The sequence below is a fragment of the Rhodococcus sp. NPDC079359 genome (assembly GCF_040702585.1).
GTDB lineage: Bacteria > Actinomycetota > Actinomycetes > Mycobacteriales > Mycobacteriaceae > Rhodococcoides.
Window position 1 is genome coordinate 973,390 of sequence record NZ_JBFBLH010000001.1, and the last position, 19,742, is coordinate 993,131.

At 63.2% G+C, this 19,742-nt stretch carries 16 protein-coding genes; 11 read left to right on the forward strand and 5 right to left on the reverse strand.

All coding sequences use genetic code 11. The features are described 5' to 3' along the window. Window positions 1-6: 6 nt before the first annotated feature. Window positions 7-2,163, reverse strand: a complete 2,157-nt coding sequence (locus tag AB0362_RS04410) for an acyl-CoA dehydrogenase (protein ID WP_366234988.1) — start codon at window positions 2,161-2,163, stop codon at window positions 7-9. Window positions 2,164-2,442: 279 nt separating this feature from the next. Here AB0362_RS04410 and AB0362_RS04415 point away from each other — a divergent pair, with 279 nt between their 5' ends. From AB0362_RS04415 to AB0362_RS04440, 6 genes are read left to right on the forward strand one after another with little or no spacing between them, the layout of a single operon-like run. After that, complete coding sequence (locus tag AB0362_RS04415) at window positions 2,443-3,957, forward strand: class I adenylate-forming enzyme family protein (RefSeq protein WP_366234918.1); 1,515 nt, start codon at window positions 2,443-2,445, stop codon at window positions 3,955-3,957. A gap of 54 nt (window positions 3,958-4,011) precedes the next feature. Next, entirely contained in the window at window positions 4,012-4,317 is a 306-nt protein-coding gene (locus AB0362_RS04420) for a hypothetical protein (RefSeq protein WP_335742090.1), read from the forward strand. Between the two features lie 6 nt (window positions 4,318-4,323). Next, window positions 4,324-5,424, forward strand: a complete 1,101-nt coding sequence (locus tag AB0362_RS04425) for a CaiB/BaiF CoA-transferase family protein (protein ID WP_366234919.1) — start codon at window positions 4,324-4,326, stop codon at window positions 5,422-5,424. After that, window positions 5,421-6,500, forward strand: a complete 1,080-nt coding sequence (locus AB0362_RS04430) for a CaiB/BaiF CoA-transferase family protein (protein ID WP_366234920.1) — start codon at window positions 5,421-5,423, stop codon at window positions 6,498-6,500. Before AB0362_RS04425 ends, AB0362_RS04430 begins: the two co-directional genes overlap by 4 nt. Before the next feature lie 31 nt (window positions 6,501-6,531). Continuing rightward, window positions 6,532-7,341 (forward strand): crotonase/enoyl-CoA hydratase family protein, encoded by an 810-nt coding sequence (locus tag AB0362_RS04435; protein ID WP_366234921.1) that lies wholly within the window; start codon window positions 6,532-6,534, stop codon window positions 7,339-7,341. Beyond that, window positions 7,342-8,055: an SDR family NAD(P)-dependent oxidoreductase gene (locus AB0362_RS04440; protein WP_366234923.1), complete on the forward strand. Its 714-nt coding sequence runs from the start codon at window positions 7,342-7,344 to the stop codon at window positions 8,053-8,055. 85 nt (window positions 8,056-8,140) lie between these two features. Here the strand turns inward: AB0362_RS04440 and AB0362_RS04445 are convergent, their stop codons facing one another. The 3 genes from AB0362_RS04445 to AB0362_RS04455 all read right to left on the reverse strand — a co-directional run bounded on the left by AB0362_RS04445 (window position 8,141) and on the right by AB0362_RS04455 (window position 12,463). Beyond that, window positions 8,141-9,778, reverse strand: coding sequence for an FAD-dependent oxidoreductase (locus AB0362_RS04445; protein ID WP_366234924.1), 1,638 nt, complete (start codon window positions 9,776-9,778; stop codon window positions 8,141-8,143). A 32-nt stretch (window positions 9,779-9,810) separates the two neighbouring features. Continuing rightward, window positions 9,811-11,436 (reverse strand): bifunctional 3-(3-hydroxy-phenyl)propionate/3-hydroxycinnamic acid hydroxylase, encoded by a 1,626-nt coding sequence (locus AB0362_RS04450; RefSeq protein WP_366234925.1) that lies wholly within the window; start codon window positions 11,434-11,436, stop codon window positions 9,811-9,813. Between the two features lie 166 nt (window positions 11,437-11,602). Beyond that, window positions 11,603-12,463: a 3-carboxyethylcatechol 2,3-dioxygenase gene (locus AB0362_RS04455; protein WP_366234926.1), complete on the reverse strand. Its 861-nt coding sequence runs from the start codon at window positions 12,461-12,463 to the stop codon at window positions 11,603-11,605. A gap of 1,529 nt (window positions 12,464-13,992) precedes the next feature. Between AB0362_RS04455 and AB0362_RS04460 the strand changes: the two genes are divergently transcribed. The 5 genes from AB0362_RS04460 to AB0362_RS04480 all read left to right on the forward strand — a co-directional run bounded on the left by AB0362_RS04460 (window position 13,993) and on the right by AB0362_RS04480 (window position 18,945). After that, a complete protein-coding gene (locus tag AB0362_RS04460) occupies window positions 13,993-14,937 on the forward strand; it encodes an ABC transporter substrate-binding protein (protein ID WP_366234928.1) in 945 nt (314 codons plus the stop codon). A 128-nt stretch (window positions 14,938-15,065) separates the two neighbouring features. Next, complete coding sequence (locus AB0362_RS04465; protein ID WP_366234929.1) at window positions 15,066-15,884, forward strand: amino acid ABC transporter permease; 819 nt, start codon at window positions 15,066-15,068, stop codon at window positions 15,882-15,884. Beyond that, window positions 15,881-16,645 (forward strand): amino acid ABC transporter ATP-binding protein, encoded by a 765-nt coding sequence (locus AB0362_RS04470; RefSeq protein WP_366234931.1) that lies wholly within the window; start codon window positions 15,881-15,883, stop codon window positions 16,643-16,645. Before AB0362_RS04465 ends, AB0362_RS04470 begins: the two co-directional genes overlap by 4 nt. A 3-nt stretch (window positions 16,646-16,648) precedes the next feature. After that, window positions 16,649-17,974: an aminotransferase class III-fold pyridoxal phosphate-dependent enzyme gene (locus AB0362_RS04475; protein WP_366234932.1), complete on the forward strand. Its 1,326-nt coding sequence runs from the start codon at window positions 16,649-16,651 to the stop codon at window positions 17,972-17,974. Continuing rightward, complete coding sequence (locus AB0362_RS04480; RefSeq protein WP_366234933.1) at window positions 17,971-18,945, forward strand: hypothetical protein; 975 nt, start codon at window positions 17,971-17,973, stop codon at window positions 18,943-18,945. The genes AB0362_RS04475 and AB0362_RS04480 overlap by 4 nt, the downstream gene beginning before the upstream one ends. Before the next feature lie 22 nt (window positions 18,946-18,967). Here the strand turns inward: AB0362_RS04480 and AB0362_RS04485 are convergent, their stop codons facing one another. Then, on the reverse strand, window positions 18,968-19,735 hold the full coding sequence (locus AB0362_RS04485; protein ID WP_366234934.1) for a TetR/AcrR family transcriptional regulator C-terminal domain-containing protein: 768 nt from the start codon (window positions 19,733-19,735) through the stop codon (window positions 18,968-18,970). Between the last annotated feature and the right edge of the window lie 7 nt (window positions 19,736-19,742).

Here is a 19,742-nt window from a genome sequence, read left to right on the forward strand (position 1 = left end):
CACCGGTCACTTCGTCAGGGGATCTCGCGGCAGACCGAGCAGGCGCTCGGCGATGGTGTTACGCATGATCTCCGACGTACCCCCTGCAATGGTCAGGCATCGAGTGAACAGGTAGTCGTAGGACAGCTCCGGCGTCTGCCCGGTGACCGCCTGGGTGCCCGCGAGTTTCATGCCGAGATCGGTGATCCGCTGCGAGTGCTCGGCTTTGAGCAACTTGGTCACGTTGGCCTCGGGGCCGGGTCCGGCGCCGATAATCGCACGCGCAGCCTGACGGAGATTGAGCAACCGGAGCGTGTGAGCCTCGGCGAGAACGTCCCCCACCGAACGCTCGTCGTCGACTCGGGTGGGTGTGGCACCGTCGAGCAGCTTGACGAGCTCGACGCCGGTGAACTCGATCGAACCACTGCCGCCACCGATCGAGACGCGTTCGTTTCCGAGAGTGGCACGAGCGACTTTCCAGCCCTGCCCTTCTCCGCCCACGACATCGGAGTCGGGCACGAAGACGTCGTCGAAGAACAGCTCGTTGAACAGCGCATCACCGGTGATCTCACGCAGCGGGCGAATCTCCACACCCTGCGCCTCGAGATCTATCGCCATCATCGTGACACCAGCATGCTTGGACGCTGTGGGATCCGTTCGGACCGTGGCCAATCCCCACTTGCAGTGCAGTGCGGCACTCGTCCACACCTTCTGCCCGGTCACTCGCCAGCCGCCCTCGACGCGTTTTCCGGCGGTTCGCACCGCAGCCGCGTCGGAGCCGGCGCCCGGCTCGCTGAACAGCTGGCACCAATCGGTGTGTCCACGAAGAACGTCGTAGACCCACCGCTCCTTCTGCTCGTCGGTGCCCTCCTGCGAGATCGTCAGATTGATCCATCCCCCGATGCCGAGTTCGGGCAGATCGACGCCGTGGAACTCTTCTTCGATCACCAACTGTTCGACGACGCCTGCGCCTCTGCCCCACGGAGCAGACCAGTGCGGAACGAGATATCCGCTGTCCACCAGAAAGTCTCGACGCTCGGCCTCGGGTAGCTCAGCCACGGTGCGCACCACATCGCGTGCCTGCTCGCGATACCGCTCGGCCTCCTCCGGTAGCTCGAAAGAAGCGCCGTGCGCTTCACCGGAACGGAACGCGGAGGTGATGTCCGACAACGGGTTTCGATCGTCGAGCAAGGCAGCTACCGTAGCCGCGCGGCGCAGGAACAGATGTGCGTCGTGCTCCCAGGTGAAGCCGATTCCGCCGTGCAACTGAATGTTGGTGCGCGCGGTCATGACCTGGGCACGCGCCGCGTGAGACGCCGCGACGGCGCCGGCGAACCACGCGCCCTCGATGTCACTCGAACGAGCAGCGTCCCACGTCGCAGCGACGATCTTCTCCGCTTCGATGAGCATGTTCGCGCAATGATGCTTGACAGCTTGGAACGTACCGATGGCCCGGCCGAACTGCTCGCGTGTCTTGGCGTAGGACGTCGCTGCCTCGAGGCACGCCAACGACGAACCGACCGCCTCGGCCGACGCCAGAATCCGAAAGATGGTCGTGGCGCTACGGGCAGCGCCGCGCAGCACTCGATCGGGCTCGGGCATGAGGCCGGAGACGGTCACCTTCCCGATTCTTCGCGTCGAATCGAGTCCGGCCTGCGACTCCACCGTGACACCGGCCGAGGTTGCATCGACCAGCACGACGTCGTCGCCCACCACGAGAGCGAGGATGTCGGCATCCGGCGCGCCGAGCACCGCACCGCTCTCACCGCTGACGACTCCGTCCGAGTCGAGCACCAGGCCTGCGGACAAACCGAGCGCGCCGACGGCGGTACCGTCGGCCAGCCCGGGGAGCACGGCCGCACGCACGGCGTCGGACCCGAAACGGTCGATCACCGCCGACGTCGCGACCGTCGGCAGGAACGGACCTGGCGCGACCTCGTGTCCGAGGGCTTCGAGCACGATGCTGAGTTCGGGAAGGCCGAACCCCGATCCGCCGTACTCCTCGGGAAGATGCAACCCGAGCCAGCCGAGGGCGGCCGTCGCGGACCACAGTCCTGCAGCGTCGGCGCCCTCGGCGTCGCTGTCGAGCGTGGTGCGAGCAGCCTCCCGCGCCTTGTGCCGCGCGAGATGGGATACCGCCACATCGGCAAGGTCCTTGTGTTCCTCCGAGATCGCCAATGCCATGGCAGTACTGCCTTTCGATCGAGATGTGGACACGGTCACCCGTTTGTGACCTCGTCTGTCAGATTGAGGTTATCGAAAACCGACCGTACGCAACAGGGGAATCCGAGAACACGTCGCGATCGGCACGTCGTGTGAGGGCAATTGACAGGCGTTGCGCGGCAAACCCATACCGGGACGTGCACGCGGGCCGAGTTTCCTGCAATTGTAGACAAGATGTCAGAAGATGGCCTATCGTTCTGACAAAGTGAAGCACGACACACCAGGAGTGGACAGCCGATCATGAGCATTTCCCTGATTCTGGAGATGTCGGTCTCGGACAACCCGGACCGCACCGCAGTCTCCGTCGCCGAATCTTCACTGACGTACCAGCAGCTCTCCGACCTCGTCGCAGGAATCGGCAGCGTTCTGATCGAGTCCGGTGCCAAGTCCGTGGTCTTCCTCGGCTCGTCCGGACTCGAACTACCCACGCTGCTCTTCGCCAGCGCCTACGCCGGCATTCCGTTCACCCCGGTCAACTACCGCCTCGCACCGAGCGCTCTCGAGACGCTGATTGCCCGCGTCGACGGTGCACTCGTCGTCGTCGATCGGTCCTATGTCGACTCCGTGTCCGCTACCGCGGCACCCGTCGTGCTGACCGATGACATCGTCGCGCAGGGCCGTGCGCGGGCGAGCGATCCACTGCCCGCAGCGGAGGTGGATCCGGACTCACCCGCGATCGTGTTGTTCACCAGCGGTACGACGTCGGAACCCAAGGGCGTGGTGCTTCGCCACAGTCACCTGCTCAGCTACGTGATGGGTACCGTCGAATTCGCATCCGCCGACGAGTCCGACGGCGCACTGATCAGTGTCCCGCCGTACCACGTTGCGGGGATGGGAACGATCGTCAGCAACTTCTACGCGTGCAGGCGAATGATCTACCTGCCCAACTTCGACGCGGCAACCTGGGTCCGACTCGCCCGCGAGCAGGGCGCAAGCTCGGCCATGGTCGTTCCGACGATGCTCGACCGCATCGTCGATCACCTGGGGACCGCCCAGGTGGACATCCCGACGCTGAAGTCGTTGTCCTACGGCGGTGCTCGGATGCCGCGACCGACACTGGAAGCGGCGCTACGAGCGTTCCCGGGCGTCGGATTCGTCAATGCCTACGGCCTCACCGAAACAAGTTCCACGATCGCACTACTCGGACCCGATGACCATCGCGATGCGCTGGAGAGCGACGATCCCGTCGTGGCAGCCCGACTCGGCTCCATCGGACGTCCGGTACCCGGCGTCGAGATCGAGATCCGCGACGCCGAGGACCGCGTGGTCGCGCAGGGCGAGCAAGGTGAACTGTGGGTACGCGGGCCGCAGGTCTCCGGTGAGTACATGGGCTCCGGCTCGGTGCTCGACTCCGAGGGCTGGTTCCCCACCAAGGATCTCGCGTTTCAGGACCGAGACGGGTTCCTGTTCGTCGTCGGCCGTAACGACGACACCATCATTCGCGGCGGTGAGAACATCGCGCCCGCCGAGATCGAGGACGTGCTCGTCGAGCATCCGCTGGTGAGATCCGTTGCCGTCGTCGGCATCCCGGACGATCACTGGGGTCAGGCCATCGTGGCGACCGTGGTGCTCGAACCGGGCGCAACGTCGGATCAAGAACAACTACGCGAGTTCGTTCGCGCTGAACTGCGCAGTTCACGGACACCGGACCGGATCGTCTTTTGCACCGAACTGCCCAGCACGTTGACCGGGAAGATCCTGCGCCGCAACATCATCGCGGACATCCTGGCATCCACCGAAGTCACGCCGGTCTGACCCGGGGCAACACCAAGCCGGAACCGGAACGAGAACAACCGAGGAGAGAAGAACATGTTGAAGACCGGAGCGAGGCTCAAAAGCCAGGTGTGCACCACTCAGGTGATAGTGGTGCGGGCCGGTAGCGACGATGTCGTACTCCACTGCGGCGGGTATCCGATGGTGGAGCTGACCGAAACGCCAGGAGAAGGGCTCGCCATAGCAGCAGGATTCACCGAGGGCACAGCCATCGGAAAGCGATACGTCGATGCAGGGGGTGCCGTCGAGATCCTCGCCACGAAGGCGGGCACCGGCAGCCTCGCCCTCGACGGCACCGTGCTCACGCTCAAGACGGCCAAGCCGCTGCCGTCCAGCGACTGAACGGTGGTGAGTTCCCCCCAGGGCGCCCGGACAGGCCCACTCGTCGGAATCCGGGTGCTCGAACTGGCCGGGATGGGCCCCGGCCCGCACGCATCGATGATGCTGGCGGATCTGGGCGCGGATGTCGTGCGGGTACAGCGTCCCGGGCAGCTCCCGGTGCCCGGCAAGACTCCGAGTCAACAGTTGCGCGGTCGCACCATCGTGGAACTGGACCTCAAGGACCCGACAGCCATCGAGGACGTTCTGCGGCTCATCGAGCGGGCCGACGTTCTCGTGGAGGGGTTTCGCCCCGGTGTAACCGAACGGATAGGGCTCGGCCCGCACGAGGCGATGAGCCGCAACCCTGCGTTGATATACGGGCGCGTCACCGGCTGGGGCCAGGACGGGCCACGATCGCAGGAACCCGGGCACGATCTGAACTACATCTCGAGCACCGGTTTGCTCAACGCAGTCGGGCGCAAGGGTGAGCGTCCGGTTCCACCGTTGAACCTGTTCGGGGACTTCGGCGGCGGATCGATGTTTCTCGTCGTCGGAGTACTCGCAGCATTGGTCGAGAGACAGACGTCGGGAGCTGGGCAGGTGGTCGACGCGGCCATGGTCGATGGGGCACCCGCACTCGGGCATCTGCTGTGGTCGATGCGCGGGACCGGCCAGTGGTCCGAGGATCGCGGAACGAACATCTTCGACGGCAGTGCACCGTTCTACGACACGTACGAGTGCTCGGACGGAAAGTACGTGGCCGTGGGCGCGCTCGAGCCGCAGTTCTACGCAGCGATGCTTCGGGTGCTCGAGATCGATGCCGACGACCTCGGACCACAACGTGACGAGAGCGGCTGGCCGCACATGCGTGCGGTGCTGACGGAGCGGTTCTCCTCTCGGACCCGGGACCGGTGGGCGCAGGCCTTCGACGGTGTGTCCGCCTGTGTCACTCCGGTACTCACGTTCGCCGAAGCAGAGACAGATCCGCACATGGCGCAGCGTGGCACGTTCGTCGACATCGACGGCGTCGTTCAACCCGCGCCCGCACCGCGGTTCTCACGCACGTCGCCCGCAGTCCCGGAAGCACCGACTCGTCGATCCGTACCGGTCGAACAGGTATGGACGTGAGCGGCGCGGGAGCCCTCGCCGCTCTCAGGGTGCTCGAGCTCGGTGCAATCGGTCCGAGCGCCCATGCCGCAATGTTGTTGGCGGACATGGGGGCAGACGTCGTCCGGGTTCAAAGACCGGGAAGTATCGACACATCGGCATCCGACCAACTGCTCCGTGGTCGTTCGTTGGTCGAGGCCGACTTGAAGTCTGCGCCAGGAATCGACACCGTCCGTTCGCTCGCCGAGCGCGCGGACGTCGTCGTCGAAGGCTTCCGTCCCGGGGTCGCCGAGCGTCTCGGACTCGGTCCCGAGCCGATACTCGCGCTGAACCGGCGGGCAATTTATGCGCGAGTGACTGGGTGGGGACAGACCGGACCGTATGCAGACAAGGCCGGGCACGACATCAACTTTCTCGCGCCGACCGGGATCCTGCACGCCATGGGCCGAGCGGATTCGCGACCGGTGCCACCGCTGAACCTCGTCGCCGGATTCGGCGCGGGCTCGATGTTCCTTGTCACCGGCATTCTCGCCGCACTGTGGGAACGACAGTCGTCCGGAGTCGGACAGGTCGTCGACGTCGCGATGGCCGACGGTGCTGCGTTGCTCGCACAACAATCGTGGTCGATGCGAGCGTTCGGCGGCTGGTCGGACGAGCGGGGGCGCAATATCGTCGACGGCAGCTGCCCGTTCTGGGACACCTACGACACCTCCGACGGCAAGTACATGGCCGTGGGCGCATTCGAACCCGTCTTCTACGCTCGGCTTCTGGAGGCACTCGAGCTCGATCCGACAGCGCTTCCGACGCAGCAGGATCGACAGCGGTGGCCGGAATTGCGAACCGTCATCGCGGAACGCTTCGCCAGCGAGACTCGGGCGCACTGGACTACCCTGTTCGGCGACATCGATGCGTGCGTGACTCCGGTCTCCAGTTTCGCCGAGGCACCGAACGACCCCCACTTCCGCACACGCGGCACGTTCACAGTCCTCGACAACGTCGTGCAGCCCGGACCGGTTCCGCTTTTCTCGCGAACCCCGTCACCTCCCCCGTCGCCGCTGCCGCGCCTCGCCGCGGTGAGTGCATCGCTCTGGCAATGAACCGAATCAACCGACTCTGAAAAGGAATTCGATGTCCGATACCACCCTTGCCGCCGAGGCACCCGCCCTGATCGAGCGCCGCGGCCACGTCATGATCATCACGCTCAACCGCCCACAGGCCCGCAACGCGGTCAATGCCGACATGTGCATCCGCGTCGGCGATGCCCTCGAAGACGCCGAGAACGACCCGGACGTTCGCGTCGTCGTCCTCACCGGTGCCGGTGACAAGGCGTTCTGCGCGGGGGCCGACCTCAAGGCCCTCGCCCGCGGCGAGAGCGTCATCCCGGAGGGTCGGGAGAAATGGGGCCTGGCCGGGTATGTCTCCCATGCCATTTCCAAGCCGACGATCGCCGCGGTGAACGGGCCCGCTCTCGGTGGCGGCACCGAACTGGTGTTGGCCAGCGACCTCGCCGTTGCCGCCGACTCCGCATCCTTCGGACTCCCCGAGGTCACCCGCGGACTGATCGCCGGCGCGGGCGGCGCTTTCAGGTTGGCTGCCGCACTCCCGCCGACCGTGGCCATGGAACTGCTTCTCACAGGTGACCCGATCACCGCACAGCAGGCACTCGAGTTCCACCTCGTCAACCGTGTCGTCCCCGCCGCCGATGTACTGAGCACCGCACTGGAACTGGCCGAGAAGATCGCGGGCAATGCGCCACTCGCCGTTCAGGCCCACAAGCGAATCGCGCTGCAGCAGAAGGCCGACGGCCGACGCCCCGCGGAAGAAGCAGGGTGGGAAATGACCACCGAGGCACTACCTGCCATCGCCTGTTCCGAGGACGCGAAGGAGGGCCCACGTGCCTTCGCGGAGAAGCGCGCACCGATCTGGCAGGGTAAGTAGATGACCGACAACACCCGGACGCCGTCCCACACCGCGCTCGTCACCGGAGGTACCGGCGGACTCGGATCTGCCGTCACCGCACACCTGCTCGATCAGGGGTGGCGGGTCGTGGTTCCATGGCTCGTGAAGGAAGAACTCGAGCGAGTCCCCGAGCATCCGAATCTGGTTCTCGTACAGGCAGATCTGTCCGAACAAACAGCCCTGGACGACGCGATACAGGTCGCGTCGGCCGACACCGACGCTCCGCTGTTCGGTCTGGTGAACCTCGTCGGTGGATTCACCTCGGGGCACCGAGTGCACGAAGAACCGGTCGCCGTACTGGATGCGCAATTGAACCTCAACGTGCGGACGGCGTACACCGTCACCCAGGCAGCGCTACCACACCTGATCAGAGGCGGCGGGGGGTCGGTCATCTGTATGTCCGCCGCGGCCACGCGGCGGCCGTTCGCCGGCGCGGCGTCGTACATCGCGTCGAAGGCGGCTGTGGTCGCACTGGTGGAAACACTCGCGCTGGAATACATCGACGACCACATCCGCGTGAATGCGTTGTTGCCGTTCGTGATCGACACGCCGGGGAACCGCGCAGCGATGCCGGACTCGTCGCGCAAGGGGTGGGCCAAGCCCGACAAGATCGCGCGGGTGATCGACTTCCTCCTCTCCGACGCCGGGGCCGCGGTCACCGGTGGATCGATCCCGGTCACCGACGTCGACTGACGGCGACCGGCACGACCGACGAAAAAGCCCGAGTACGACACCGAACGGTGTTCGTAGTCGGGCTTTGTCATATCCTGTTCGATGTCTACCGCGACGCGGCGTCTCGACCCGCAAGCCAGCCGAAAACCAGAGCAGGCCCGAGAGTTCCCCCCGCACCGCCGTACGTCATCCCCATCGCCGACGCCATGACGTTGCCTGCAGCGTAAAGGCCGGGAATCTCGTCACCGTCGACGTCGAGGACGCGTCCGCTCGGATCCGTACGCGGACCGCCCTTGGTTCCGAGTGCTCCGCTGCGTACCTGGACGGCGTAGTACGGCGCGGTGTCGAGCGGTGCGACGTTCGCCGCCGAGACCGCTCCGACCTCGCGGTCACCCCACCACTGGTCGAGAGTGGACTCACCGCGACCGAAGTCCGGGTCGTTGCCGACGACCGCATGAGTGTTCCACCGTCTCACGGTTGCCTCCAACTCGTCGACCGGAACATCGATGGTCTTGGCGAGCACATCGATCGAGTCTGCAGTGAGGATCCAGTCGGGGAGTGCGGCGGGCGGAAAATATCCTGCGAGTCCGAATTTCTGCATGTAGTAGTCGTCGAACAACAGCCACGCCGGGTGATTGCTGTAGTCGTAGGTGGACACGTCGAGGTAGTGGAAGGCAGCGCCGAACGCGTTGTAATTGGCCGACTCGTTGGCGAACCGACGACCTGCCCGGTTGACCATGATGCTGTGCGGGCGAGAGCGTTCACCGTTGACCAGGTAGGGAACGCGGCCGAGACCCGGCCGGTCGACGTCGATCGTCGGTGCCCACCAGGCCTCGCGCATGTTGCCGAGCCCTGCTCCGATGCGCATCGCCATCTTCAGCCCGTCCCCGGTATTGGTCGGTACCGACACCGGTCGTTCGAGCGGGCCACGCAGGAACGACCGAACCATCTCCTTGTTCTGCTCGAAGCCACCGGTTGCGAGTACGACCCCACGACGAGCATGAACCTCGACATCTCCTGCGTCCGAATCGCTTGCGTGCGAAGCGAATCGGACACCCACCACACGTCCGTCGCGGACGATGAGCGATCGCGCCGGCGAATTCGTGTACGGAAACACTCCGCGATCGAGACAACCCTTGAGCAGCGCACCCACGAGCGCCTGACCGGTCCCGCGAGCATCGGTCGCCTTGCGCGCTGCAACATCTTCCGCCGACGGGCCCTTCGACGCACCCTCACCGAACGTCGTCTCGTCGAGCGAGATGTTCACGGGGAGCTGATGTCCCACCCAGACACGATCTGCCCACTCCCCCAGATCGGCGAACGGAAACATGGGGCACATCAACGTCCGTCCACCGTCCTTCTTCGCACCTGGATGCGTCGGGTGGTAGTCGGGGAAGTTCTCGATGATCTTGAACTCGACCGGCGTGTGTTCCTCGAGCCAGGAGATCACCTCGGGCCCGTGATGGACGAACGATTCCAGCACCGCGTCGTCGACGAGATCGTGAGTCAGAGAACGGATGTACGTCAGCGCTTCGGCGGACGAATCCGACACTCCCAGTGCCGACATGTGCGGATTGTCGGGCATCCACACCATTCCCCCGGACCACGCCGCTGTTCCCCCGACGTGCTCCGCCTTCTCGTAGATTCCGACGTCCGCGCCGCCGTCGTGGGCTGCGACCGCAGCGACCAGACCGGCTGCGCCGGTTCCGAGCACGATCACGTCATGTGTACGGGTAACGGTCATCTCAGTCCTTTCGTCAGGGGGAATGTCCTCTGTCAGGAGCGAGTTTCGATTGCGAGCAGCACCCGCTCGAGCACCGCATCGAGATCCACCAGTCGACACACGGCCGCGACGTAGCGATCCGGTCGCAGGATCACCACCTCGTCTCGTCCGCGTGCGAGCACCATGTCGCGGAAGGCTCCGTCGACGTCACGCAGTTCGATCGACGCGGACTCGGCGGCCTCTCCTCCAGCTAAGGTCTCGAAACCGCTCCGACGTCCGGTCAGCGGGGGCGTCACATGGAACAGGTTCGCGCCCAATGTCTTCAGGCGTCCGAGATGGGAGCCGTCGATATGTCGAGCAGGATTGCCGGTCAATCCGAGAATCGCGAAGCCGTGGCCGATCGCATCGTCGAGGCGTACACGCACACCGTCTGCCGTCTGCACGGACGGCTGGCCGAACATCCGTCCGACCGGTGAATTCTTGTCGTTCGTCGCACCCCCGACGACGACGCCCTTTCGGTAGCGCGGCACCGGCTTGTACTTCATCTGCAGTATGTACTCCCGCGCGCCCGGAATCCGTTGCGTGTTACGGAACACGACGTCGCGCACCATCTCGGTGGCCCTGTTGCGCGGCTGGTAGTAGCTGCCGACACGGGTGGCGAACGAGACCATCGTTTCTGCATTGTCTCGGCGTTCGGCATCGTATGTGTCGAGTACTGCCGCCCCCGCACGCCCATCGGTCACAGCGGCGAGTTTCCACGCAAGATTCGTCGCGTCACGGATGCCCGAGTTCATTCCCTGACCGAAGAACGGTGGCTGCAGGTGAGCGGCGTCGCCCGCGAGGAACACACGGCCGACGCCGAACGTCTCGGCCGTCCGCGAGTGGTGCCAGTACACCCGCCGCCGCGAGATGGTCGGCAGCGGCGAACCACGATAGAAGCGGCCGACGAGCGCGTTCACCGACTCGTCCGATACGACGTCGTCCTCGCTCTCGTCGGGCAAGAGCTTGAACTCGAATCGCCTGTGACCGTACGGAAGTGGAATGGTCATCGCAGGCCGATCCGCGTCGCAGTACACCGCCGAATACAATGCGTCCCAGGTGTCGTCGGTAACGTCGACCACCAGCCACTTCGACGGTGCGGTCTCACCCTGCAGTGCCACGTCCACGGCGTCACGCACGAAGCTTCGCCCACCGTCGGCACCGACGACATACCGTGCGCGCACCCGCACTTCGCCGCCCTCGGACTTCGCCGTCACGTCGACACCCTCGGCATCCTGAGTCACATCGACCACCTCAGCGGAGGTCAACAGATCCACATGTTCGAAGCGGTCCAACCCGCGGCGCAGAGCGCCTTCCATCAACGGTTGGTAGAACAGATTGCGGCGCGGCCACCCGTAGGGCTGACTTACCGGTCGCACGTGGGCCAGGACCCGACCACTCGAGCTGTAGTAACGAATCGGGGCGTTCTGAATGAGATCCGGCAGCACGTCGTCGAGCACACCGGCGGCCTGGAACGTGCGCAGGGATTCGTCGTCGATCGCAACTGCACGGGGATGCGCGACGATCTCCGCGTCCCGGTCCAGCACAACGGTTCGTACCCCTGCTGCACCGAGCAGATTCGCCAATGTCGCACCACACGGACCTGCACCGACGATCGCGACATCCACGTTGAGATCCACGTTCGGGAGCCTCCTCGGCTGTTCGGTCGACATATCCGCCGAGCGACGCTGAGCCGCGGCCGAATGTCGAGGCGCGAGCGAGGGCGAATATCACCTTTACATGCACATAGTGTCAGATCAACCCTGCCGTTGTGTGCGGTTTCGCATTATCCGACGAGCAGACCTACTAAGCCGATGCGGCTATGGCCATACCGGTGATCCACTCCTCCACCGGCTGGTAGACGAGGGCGTCGAGCGGCTTCCCGCCGCCTGCAGCGCCTGCGGCGAGCCAGGTACGCACTTCGTTGGCACCCGCTCCGGCGTCCGCGTGAGCGCGATCGGTGAGTTCGGTCAACGCCGCACGATCCCAGCCGGCGAGCGCAGTGAGGAACGCCCGGTCCCACTCGGGCTTGATCTTCTTGCGCGCAGCTGCCGAACCATTGGCGATGATGCGTGCCCGCTCCTCGTCACTGATGTCGTAGGTGTCGACCTCGAGGCTCGGCGGCGAGTGCGACAGCCCGCCGGTGCCGATCACCAGCACGCGATCACCGGTCCCGTCGAGGTAGCTCGAGACTGCGTCGCCGAGAGCGAGCACCCGCCGGGCGTGCGGAAGGGGCGCGGTCGCGCAATTGATCGGGATCGGAATAACCGGATATCTGCCCTCGTCGCCGGTCAGATCGCGCAGTGGTTGTGCAAAAGCGTGGTCGAGTTCGATGTCGCGGCACATCGTGATGTCTATGTCCGACGCCAACAGGTGCTCGGCCAGCGCGCGCGCCGTGGAGCTCGGAACGTTCAGCTCAGCGGAGGGATGACCGGCCTCGGCCATGATCCCGGCCGACTGTGCGACCCCGAACGTCGGCACGATGGTGCGGAACGCACGTCTGTGGTCGCCGCCGAAGAGCACGATGTAATCGGGGTCGAAGTCCAGGACGACCGAGCGAGCCCGCGTCAACGCACTCCGAAACTCCGAGCCGTGCACCTCGTCGACGTCGCGGTCCTTGCCTGGACTGTGACTGGCACACACCACGAGCCGATCGGGCTTCGACATTCGGTCCTCCTAGAATATTCAGGTGACACGAACGTTAGAACGCCTCGAACGCAATTGCAAGGACGCCACCGATCTTCTCTCCGTCGGACACAGAGAAAATCGCGGGCGATGCTGAAGGGCGAATGAGTAATTTGCCGACCCTGGGTTCGGCTACCGTCCGGCCGGTGTCTGCACTCAGGACCCCTCCCGAAGAGCGTTGGCCTGAGCGCACCAGAATTCTCTCGGTACGCCTTTCCGTTCCTGTTTGCCAAGAATCAACGAATCTATCGGTCCCACGACAATGGGCCGACGTGCGAGGACATCAGCCGCATCAGTCTTCAGGGTCGGGCACACGGCCTGGATCGGCGCGAGTGGGTCATCTTCGGTGCCGGTGTCGTGGCTGACGACGGCACCGTCTTTCTCGGATTCCGTCGCGGACCGAAATTGGCCGCTGACATCAGTCGCGAAGACGCAGCGACCTGGACGATCGACGACATCCCCGGCTCGAACCGGCCCTACATCGCAGCAAATTCCAGTCGGGCTGATAAATCCGAACTAAGTGATCGACAGCCCGTTCGCATTGGCCCAACGCGGCAACCTGTTCGCTTTGAGGCCCGACGCCGACGATCGACTGCGACTGGCCCACTCGTCCGACCAGGCCAACTCGTGGTCGACACCAATCGCCGTCTCGGCACCGGGTGTTGCGCGAATCAGGTACGGCTCCAAGGAAACCGGTCCGGATGGCGTACTGACCATCGCGTACTACGGCACGGAGGACGGCAAGCGTTACCGCGGATACATTGCCGAATCACTCGATCCGACTGCGACCGCCCCAGTGTCATTCGCCACCGCGCTCGACTCGTCGGCGTGGTCGGGGAATTGCGCTGACTTGCTGCCCGGCCACCATGGAAAATCTCACGTATCCCTCCCCCCGACCAGTAGCGTGCCTGTGGTGAGCCGTTCTAGGGGCCAACCGAAACCGAGTTCTCGGTACTCGTTCCCACTACTAGCTTTTCGTGAAGCCGCCGAGTCCCCGGGAAATCGCGCGTGCCGTGGTCAAGACCGCTGTGACCACTTCATGGGGCCGGTCACCGACAGGGACGACTGAGATCGCGGCCACATGTGCTCGACGCCGGTCTCCTTCGAGTCTCACAGCGACCGCAGCCAGGTTCCGGCGCTGATGTCGACATCGGCAGTCGGCACCCGCGTCGGAGTGGTCGCAAGCCACTCGGCGAAGAAAGTCCCTGCACTCCGACGGCTCACACTGCGCTCTTCGATGTAGGTAAGGACCAGCGCCTCGGGCACGAATCCCCCCATAATCGGGAGGAGTAGGCGTCGCCGCGTGGGCATTCGAGGTTGTCATGCCCACACATCGGACGGCTGTGTCCCGTCGACCCACAACTTCGAGTACGACACGGCATCGACGGAAACGTTTCGGGGCCGACAAATAGGCGAAACACATCGGCAACACACCACACTTAGATTTCTTCTTGTACAACGTACTAGAGATCTGATACACCTATGTAACCCACATCACATCGAGGAGCGTCATGCCTTATCCACTCCGAAAGAGCGCAGCGTCCTGTTTCGCAGTCGTGGCTGTCAGCGCGCTTGCTGTGACCGGGTGTTCCCCCACGCCGACCGACGGCGACCAGCAAGTCGAGGACACGATCGCGACGAACGTCGTCGATCCATCTCTTCAGGCACTGCTGCCTGCGGATATACGCGACAAGGGCGAGCTGACCATCGCGTCGCCGTATGGCATCGCACCGTCCATCTATCTCGACGGGAGTGGTCAACCGACTGGCATCGCTCACGACGTCGCGACAGGTCTCGGAGAGATACTCGGCGTTGATACGCAGTGGCAGGAACTCCAGTTCTCGGGTGTGGTGTCAGGTTTGCAGGCAGGGAACTTCGACCTGTCCATGGGCGTGATAGGCGATACTCCTGCTCGTCAGGAATTGCTCGACTTCGTCGATCTGATGACCAACGAATCAACGTTGCTGGTACAGAAGGGCAATCCTGACAACATCACAGACCTGGAAACCGCGTGCGGTGAGACAATCGGCGTCAATGCAGGCAGCCTGCAAATCCCGAGGGTCCGCGCCTATAGCGATGCGTGCGTGGCCGACGCCAAGTCTCCCATCGGTATCAACGAATATCCAGGCACACCCGAAGCGCAGGCTCAGGTCCAATCCGGTCGTATCTCTGCGTATTTCGCACCCTACCTACTTCTGAACTACACGGCCGAGACTGCAGGAAACGGGCAGCTTTTCGAACTCGGCGAGGGTCGCTACCCGGACAATCCGTGGGCGATCGGAATGGCCAAGGATCGTGAACAGCTGTCCGAAGCCATTCACGGCGCACTGCAAAAAATGGTCGAAAACGGCAGTTATGCAGCGATTCTCGCGAAATACGATTCCGAGGGTGCTGCACTCGCAGCCGGGCAGGTGCTGATCAACGGTGCCGGCACCGACGCTTTCCCAGTGGAGTAGGGAACGAATTCGAATGCACGTCCTCAGACATACACAGGAGTTCGATAGGCATGGCAACCACAGCATCGAGATCCACAGCTAGAGCATCTGTAAACAGCACTGAAGATCCGGGTTTCACGAGCGACTACGTGGTGATCGAACGACGCTCGTACCTTCCATGGATCCTCGCCGCAGTGGCCGCGGCACTTACTGTCGGGTTCGGGTGGCTCCTGATCTCGAACCCCGCGCTCGATTGGACTCAGACCGTCCAGTATCTCTTCGCGCCACAGGTTCTGAAGGGGGTATGGGTCACCATCCAGCTGTCCATCCTGTCGATGGCCGTCGGCATCTGTGTCGGAATTTTCATCGGGCTCGGCAGAATGTCCGACAACGGCGTGCTTCGAACGCTTTCCACAATCTACGTGACCATCTTTCGTGGCATTCCGGTGCTACTGCAGCTGTTGATCTGGGGCAACATCGGTCTCATCGTTCGCAACGTGACTGTCGGCGTCCCCTTCACCGACGTGGCATTCTTTTCTGTGCCCACCAACGAATTGATCGGTCCGTTCACGGCGGCGATTATCGGGCTCGCGCTCGCCGAGGCGGCATATATCGCCGAAGTCGTCCGCGCCGGTGTTCTGTCTGTCGATCGTGGGCAACTGGAGGCTGCATCGGCGTTGGGAATGACACCGGGGCGTACGACCCGCCGGATCATGTTGCCGCAAGCGCTACGGCTGATCATTCCCCCGATGGGGAACCAGTTCGTCACGCTCATCAAAGCAACCTCTCTGGTGTCGGTCATCGCCGGAGGTGACCTACTCACTCAGGTTCAGAACATTTCGGCCACCAGCTACCGGATCATCGAAATGCTTGCCGTCGCCGCGTTCTGGTACCTCGTACTGGTCTCCGTTGCAACGATCGCCCAGCACTTTCTCGAACGAGCGGTATCGAAAGGAATCAAAGCATGACCGCACCCATCGTGCAGGCAAGTGGAGTCCACAAGCACTTCGGTACCAACCACGTGCTTCGCGGCGTGGATCTGACTGTGGAAGCAGGGGAGGTCGTCTGCCTCATCGGACCGTCCGGGTCGGGCAAGACGACCATGCTTCGTACGCTCAACCACCTCGAAACGATCGACGCCGGCCTGATCCTCATTTGTGGTGAGACTGTCGGGTACCGGCAGGTAGGCCAGAACCTCTACGAACTATCACCGAAAATGGTGTGTGCACGTCGCGAAAAGATTGGAATGGTCTTCCAGCACTTCAATCTCTTTCCGCATATGACGGTACTGCAGAACATCATCGAAGCACCCGTAGGGGTGCGCCGGCAGTCACGAAAGTCGGCTACCGAGAACGCCCTTCGACTCCTCGACCGCGTGGGCCTACGAGACAAGGCCGACGCGTATCCGGTGAGCCTCTCGGGTGGTCAGAAGCAACGCGTGGCCATCGCCCGAGCGCTGGCCATGGAACCGGAGATCATGCTGTTCGACGAACCGACCAGCGCCCTCGATCCCGAGTTGGTCGGTGAAGTCCTGGCGGTGATGAAGGATCTTGCGCTCAGCGGCATGACGATGGTCGTGGTCACCCATGAAATCGGGTTCGCCCGCCAGGTCGCAGATCGAGTGGTGTTCATGTCCGAAGGTGTCATTGTCGAGCAGGGTCCCCCGGCCCAGCTCATCGACAGTCCCACCAATCCCCGAACCATCGAATTTCTCCAGGCGGTGCTCTGATCCATGAAGTCATCTTTGATCAACAATGTTCTCGATGCCGACCTGCCGTCGATCGACCGAGCGGAAGGTGTGTGGCTGTACGACACCGCCGGTAGGAAGTACATCGACGGCTGTTCCGGTGCGGTCGTAGCCACGATCGGTCATGCACATCCCCACGTACTCGAGGCGATGGGTCGGCAGGCAGCCAAGGTCACGTTCACTCATCGTGGCGCGTTCACCAGTGCCGACGCCGATGACCTCGCCAATCGGCTCTGCGCCTTCACCGGCTACCAAGGTGCATGGTTCGTCAACAGCGGATCCGAAGCAGTCGAGGCGGCTATGCAATTTGCTTTGCAGTTCTTCCGTGAGACTGGGCAGCCCGATCGCGACTGGTTCCTGAGCATGACTCGGAGCTACCACGGAAACACCCTGGGTGGGTTGTCGTTGTCCGGACATGCGCGGCGTGTGGTTGCGGGTGCGTTGGCCCACCAGTTCCCAGCACTACCAACCGCGTACAGCTACCGGGAGAAGGGTGACCGGTCCGAATCCGACTATGCGGCCGACCTACTCAGGGGTGCGCGGGAACAGTTCGAGGAGCATGGCAGTCGATTGGCGGGAATCGTCGTCGAACCGGTCGGTGGTGCCACGCTCGGCGCGACAGTTCCGCCGGCTGGATACCTGGAGGGTCTGCGTGCGCTGTGCGACGAATTCGGAGTCCTGATGATTGCAGACGAGGTCATGACCGGGCTGGGTCGAACCGGAAAGCCACTTGCATTGCAGCACTGGGGCGTCAAGGCAGATCTGGTCGCAATCGGAAAGGGTCTGGGTGCCGGATACACACCCATTGCAGCAACTCTCGTCGACGGTGGAATCATCGCCGCTATCGAGAGCGGATCAGGAAGAGTCCTCGGTGGCCATACCTATGCGGGTAATCCGTTGTCGATTGCGACGGCATCCGCAGTATTCGACGTGCTGACCGCTGATGATTTCATCATGAAGGGTGACGAGAAAGCCACCTATCTGCGATCGAAGCTCGTGTCGCTCCAGGACGAACACGAACTGATCGGCGATGTCCGCGGCGTCGGAATGCAGATCGCTCTCGAATTCGTGCAGGATCGGGAGGCAAAGAGCACGAACCTCGAAACCGGCGCTCTGGCACGCAGTATCGCTCGAGCTGCCATGGACCACGGTGCAGTGATCTACGTCTGCACAGGCGGATTCAACGACGCGGTTCAAATCTCTCCACCGCTGAACATCACCCGCGAGGAACTCGACATCCTCGTCGATTGCATAGATCGAGCACTGGCAGATGTTGCAGCCGACCTCGCCATGGTAGGGGTACCGGCATGACCGATGTAGCAACCGCTCTGGGCGACATCGACGCGTCCCAGCTCGGGAAAACACTGACCCACGAGCATCTGTTCATCAACATGATGCAAGAACGGCGCGGTGACGGGCTCGTACACGACGAGACACTGCTGGTGGACGAGCTCGCGGTCTTCGCCGCTCAAGGCGGCGGAACGATATTCGATCTCACCACCGCAGAGCTGACCCCCGGATCCACCCCTGACTCGGACCCGAATTTCGACGCCCAACAGGTTGGTCAAACGCGAAATCCGAAGGCTGTAGCCGGTATTCAACGGATATCACGAGCAACCGGTGTGCACGTGGTTCTGGGTGCGGGACGCTACCGTGATCCGTTTCTTTCCGAGGCACTGATCGGGACCCAAGGCGTCGACGGGATTGCCGAGGAGATGATCCGCGACCTCACCGAAGGAATCCCCGGTACCACCGCCAAAGCTGGTCTGATCGGCGAGATAGGTGCGGACAAGTGGTTCGTGTCCGAGCACGAGGACGTTGTTTTTCGTGCATCGGCAAAAGCCCACGTGCAGACCAATGTTCCGGTGTACACACACGCTGCCCGGTGGCAGGTGGGGTTGGAGCAGCTGGCTATTCTCCGCGAAGAAGGTGCGGACCCGGCGAAAATTGCGATCGGTCACACCGACACCGTCCCTACGCCGGGATTCGCGCTCCAGATTGCACGTCAGGGCGCGTTCGTCGGCATCGACACGATCAACTCCGACAATCGGCGAGAGGTTGCACACCGTGTCGACATGGTGATGGAGCTCGTGCGCGAAGGATACCTGCAGAAAATTCTGCTCGCCCATGACGTCTGTCTCATGTCGCAGCTGTCGGCCTACGGCGGCAACGGTTTCGGATTCGTTCTCGGAGGATTCCGACAAGCTCTGCTCGACGCAGGACTGGACAAGGGCGAGTTCGATGAGATCGTCACCGGAAACCCGGCTCGACTTCTTTCCTGACCAGAGCCGGCGAGATCAGGTTTCACCTACGCTTGTCGGTCTCGGCGTTGGTGGAACCTGATTTGCTTTGTTGCCGAACCGACTTCGATTTCACGCGAATTCCCGACACCAGCAAGTCGAGCGCCGTAGCAAAACTACTGTCCATCGGCGCCGTTCGACCGGACACCGTGCGCAGCATGAACGTCCGATCCTTCAGCTTGTCGATGTTCTCACGCAGGTGCGGGAATCGATCCGCGTCTGCCGTCACGAGCTGTTCGATGAACCGATCCTCCCAGCCTTGTTGTGCGTTGGATGGAAGAGCGGCGAGTTCGGAGAATATCCATCCGAAGACGAAACCCACTACTGTGTTGTACATCTCGATGAGACGATCGCCCTCGAAACCTGCCGCGGACAGGGCTCCCAGAATTCCTTCGGCAAGGGTGAACGACGACGGCGAGACCTGAACCTGCGACGCCATCAACGGGACGACGTTCGGATGCTCCCGCAAACCGTCCCGCACCGAATTGCACACGGTCAACAACCAACTGTCCCACTCGGCAGCCTCGGACAGGATCGGCAGTTCCAAGCCGTCCAGCAATCGCTCACACACCGCGGCAAGAAGGTCCGCTTTGGTTCCGGCGTGCCAATAGAGCGTGGTGGGGTACACCCCGAGGGCGTCTGCGACTCCCCGCATGGTCAGCTTCTCCACACCCGACTCGTCGACCTGCCGCAATGCGGTGTCGATCACCATGTCCCGGCTGATCGGAAGCTTGTCCGGAAGCGACTGACGGTTGGTACGACTGCGTGGCATCAGACGA

What these genes read in the sequence shown, in the direction of transcription:
- AB0362_RS04460 (WP_366234928.1), top strand. Translation starts at nt 13,993, where the DNA reads ATGCCTTATCCACTCCGAAAGAGCGCAGCGTCCTGTTTCGCAGTCGTG.
- AB0362_RS04445 (WP_366234924.1), bottom strand. Translation starts at nt 9,778, where the DNA reads ATGACCGTTACCCGTACACATGACGTGATCGTGCTCGGAACCGGCGCA.
- AB0362_RS04475 (WP_366234932.1), top strand. Translation starts at nt 16,649, where the DNA reads ATGAAGTCATCTTTGATCAACAATGTTCTCGATGCCGACCTGCCGTCG.
- AB0362_RS04480 (WP_366234933.1), top strand. Translation starts at nt 17,971, where the DNA reads ATGACCGATGTAGCAACCGCTCTGGGCGACATCGACGCGTCCCAGCTC.
- AB0362_RS04455 (WP_366234926.1), bottom strand. Translation starts at nt 12,463, where the DNA reads ATGTCGAAGCCCGATCGGCTCGTGGTGTGTGCCAGTCACAGTCCAGGC.
- AB0362_RS04470 (WP_366234931.1), top strand. Translation starts at nt 15,881, where the DNA reads ATGACCGCACCCATCGTGCAGGCAAGTGGAGTCCACAAGCACTTCGGT.
- AB0362_RS04415 (WP_366234918.1), top strand. Translation starts at nt 2,443, where the DNA reads ATGAGCATTTCCCTGATTCTGGAGATGTCGGTCTCGGACAACCCGGAC.
- AB0362_RS04435 (WP_366234921.1), top strand. Translation starts at nt 6,532, where the DNA reads ATGTCCGATACCACCCTTGCCGCCGAGGCACCCGCCCTGATCGAGCGC.
- AB0362_RS04440 (WP_366234923.1), top strand. Translation starts at nt 7,342, where the DNA reads ATGACCGACAACACCCGGACGCCGTCCCACACCGCGCTCGTCACCGGA.
- AB0362_RS04485 (WP_366234934.1), bottom strand. Translation starts at nt 19,735, where the DNA reads ATGCCACGCAGTCGTACCAACCGTCAGTCGCTTCCGGACAAGCTTCCG.
- AB0362_RS04410 (WP_366234988.1), bottom strand. Translation starts at nt 2,163, where the DNA reads ATGGCATTGGCGATCTCGGAGGAACACAAGGACCTTGCCGATGTGGCG.
- AB0362_RS04420 (WP_335742090.1), top strand. Translation starts at nt 4,012, where the DNA reads ATGTTGAAGACCGGAGCGAGGCTCAAAAGCCAGGTGTGCACCACTCAG.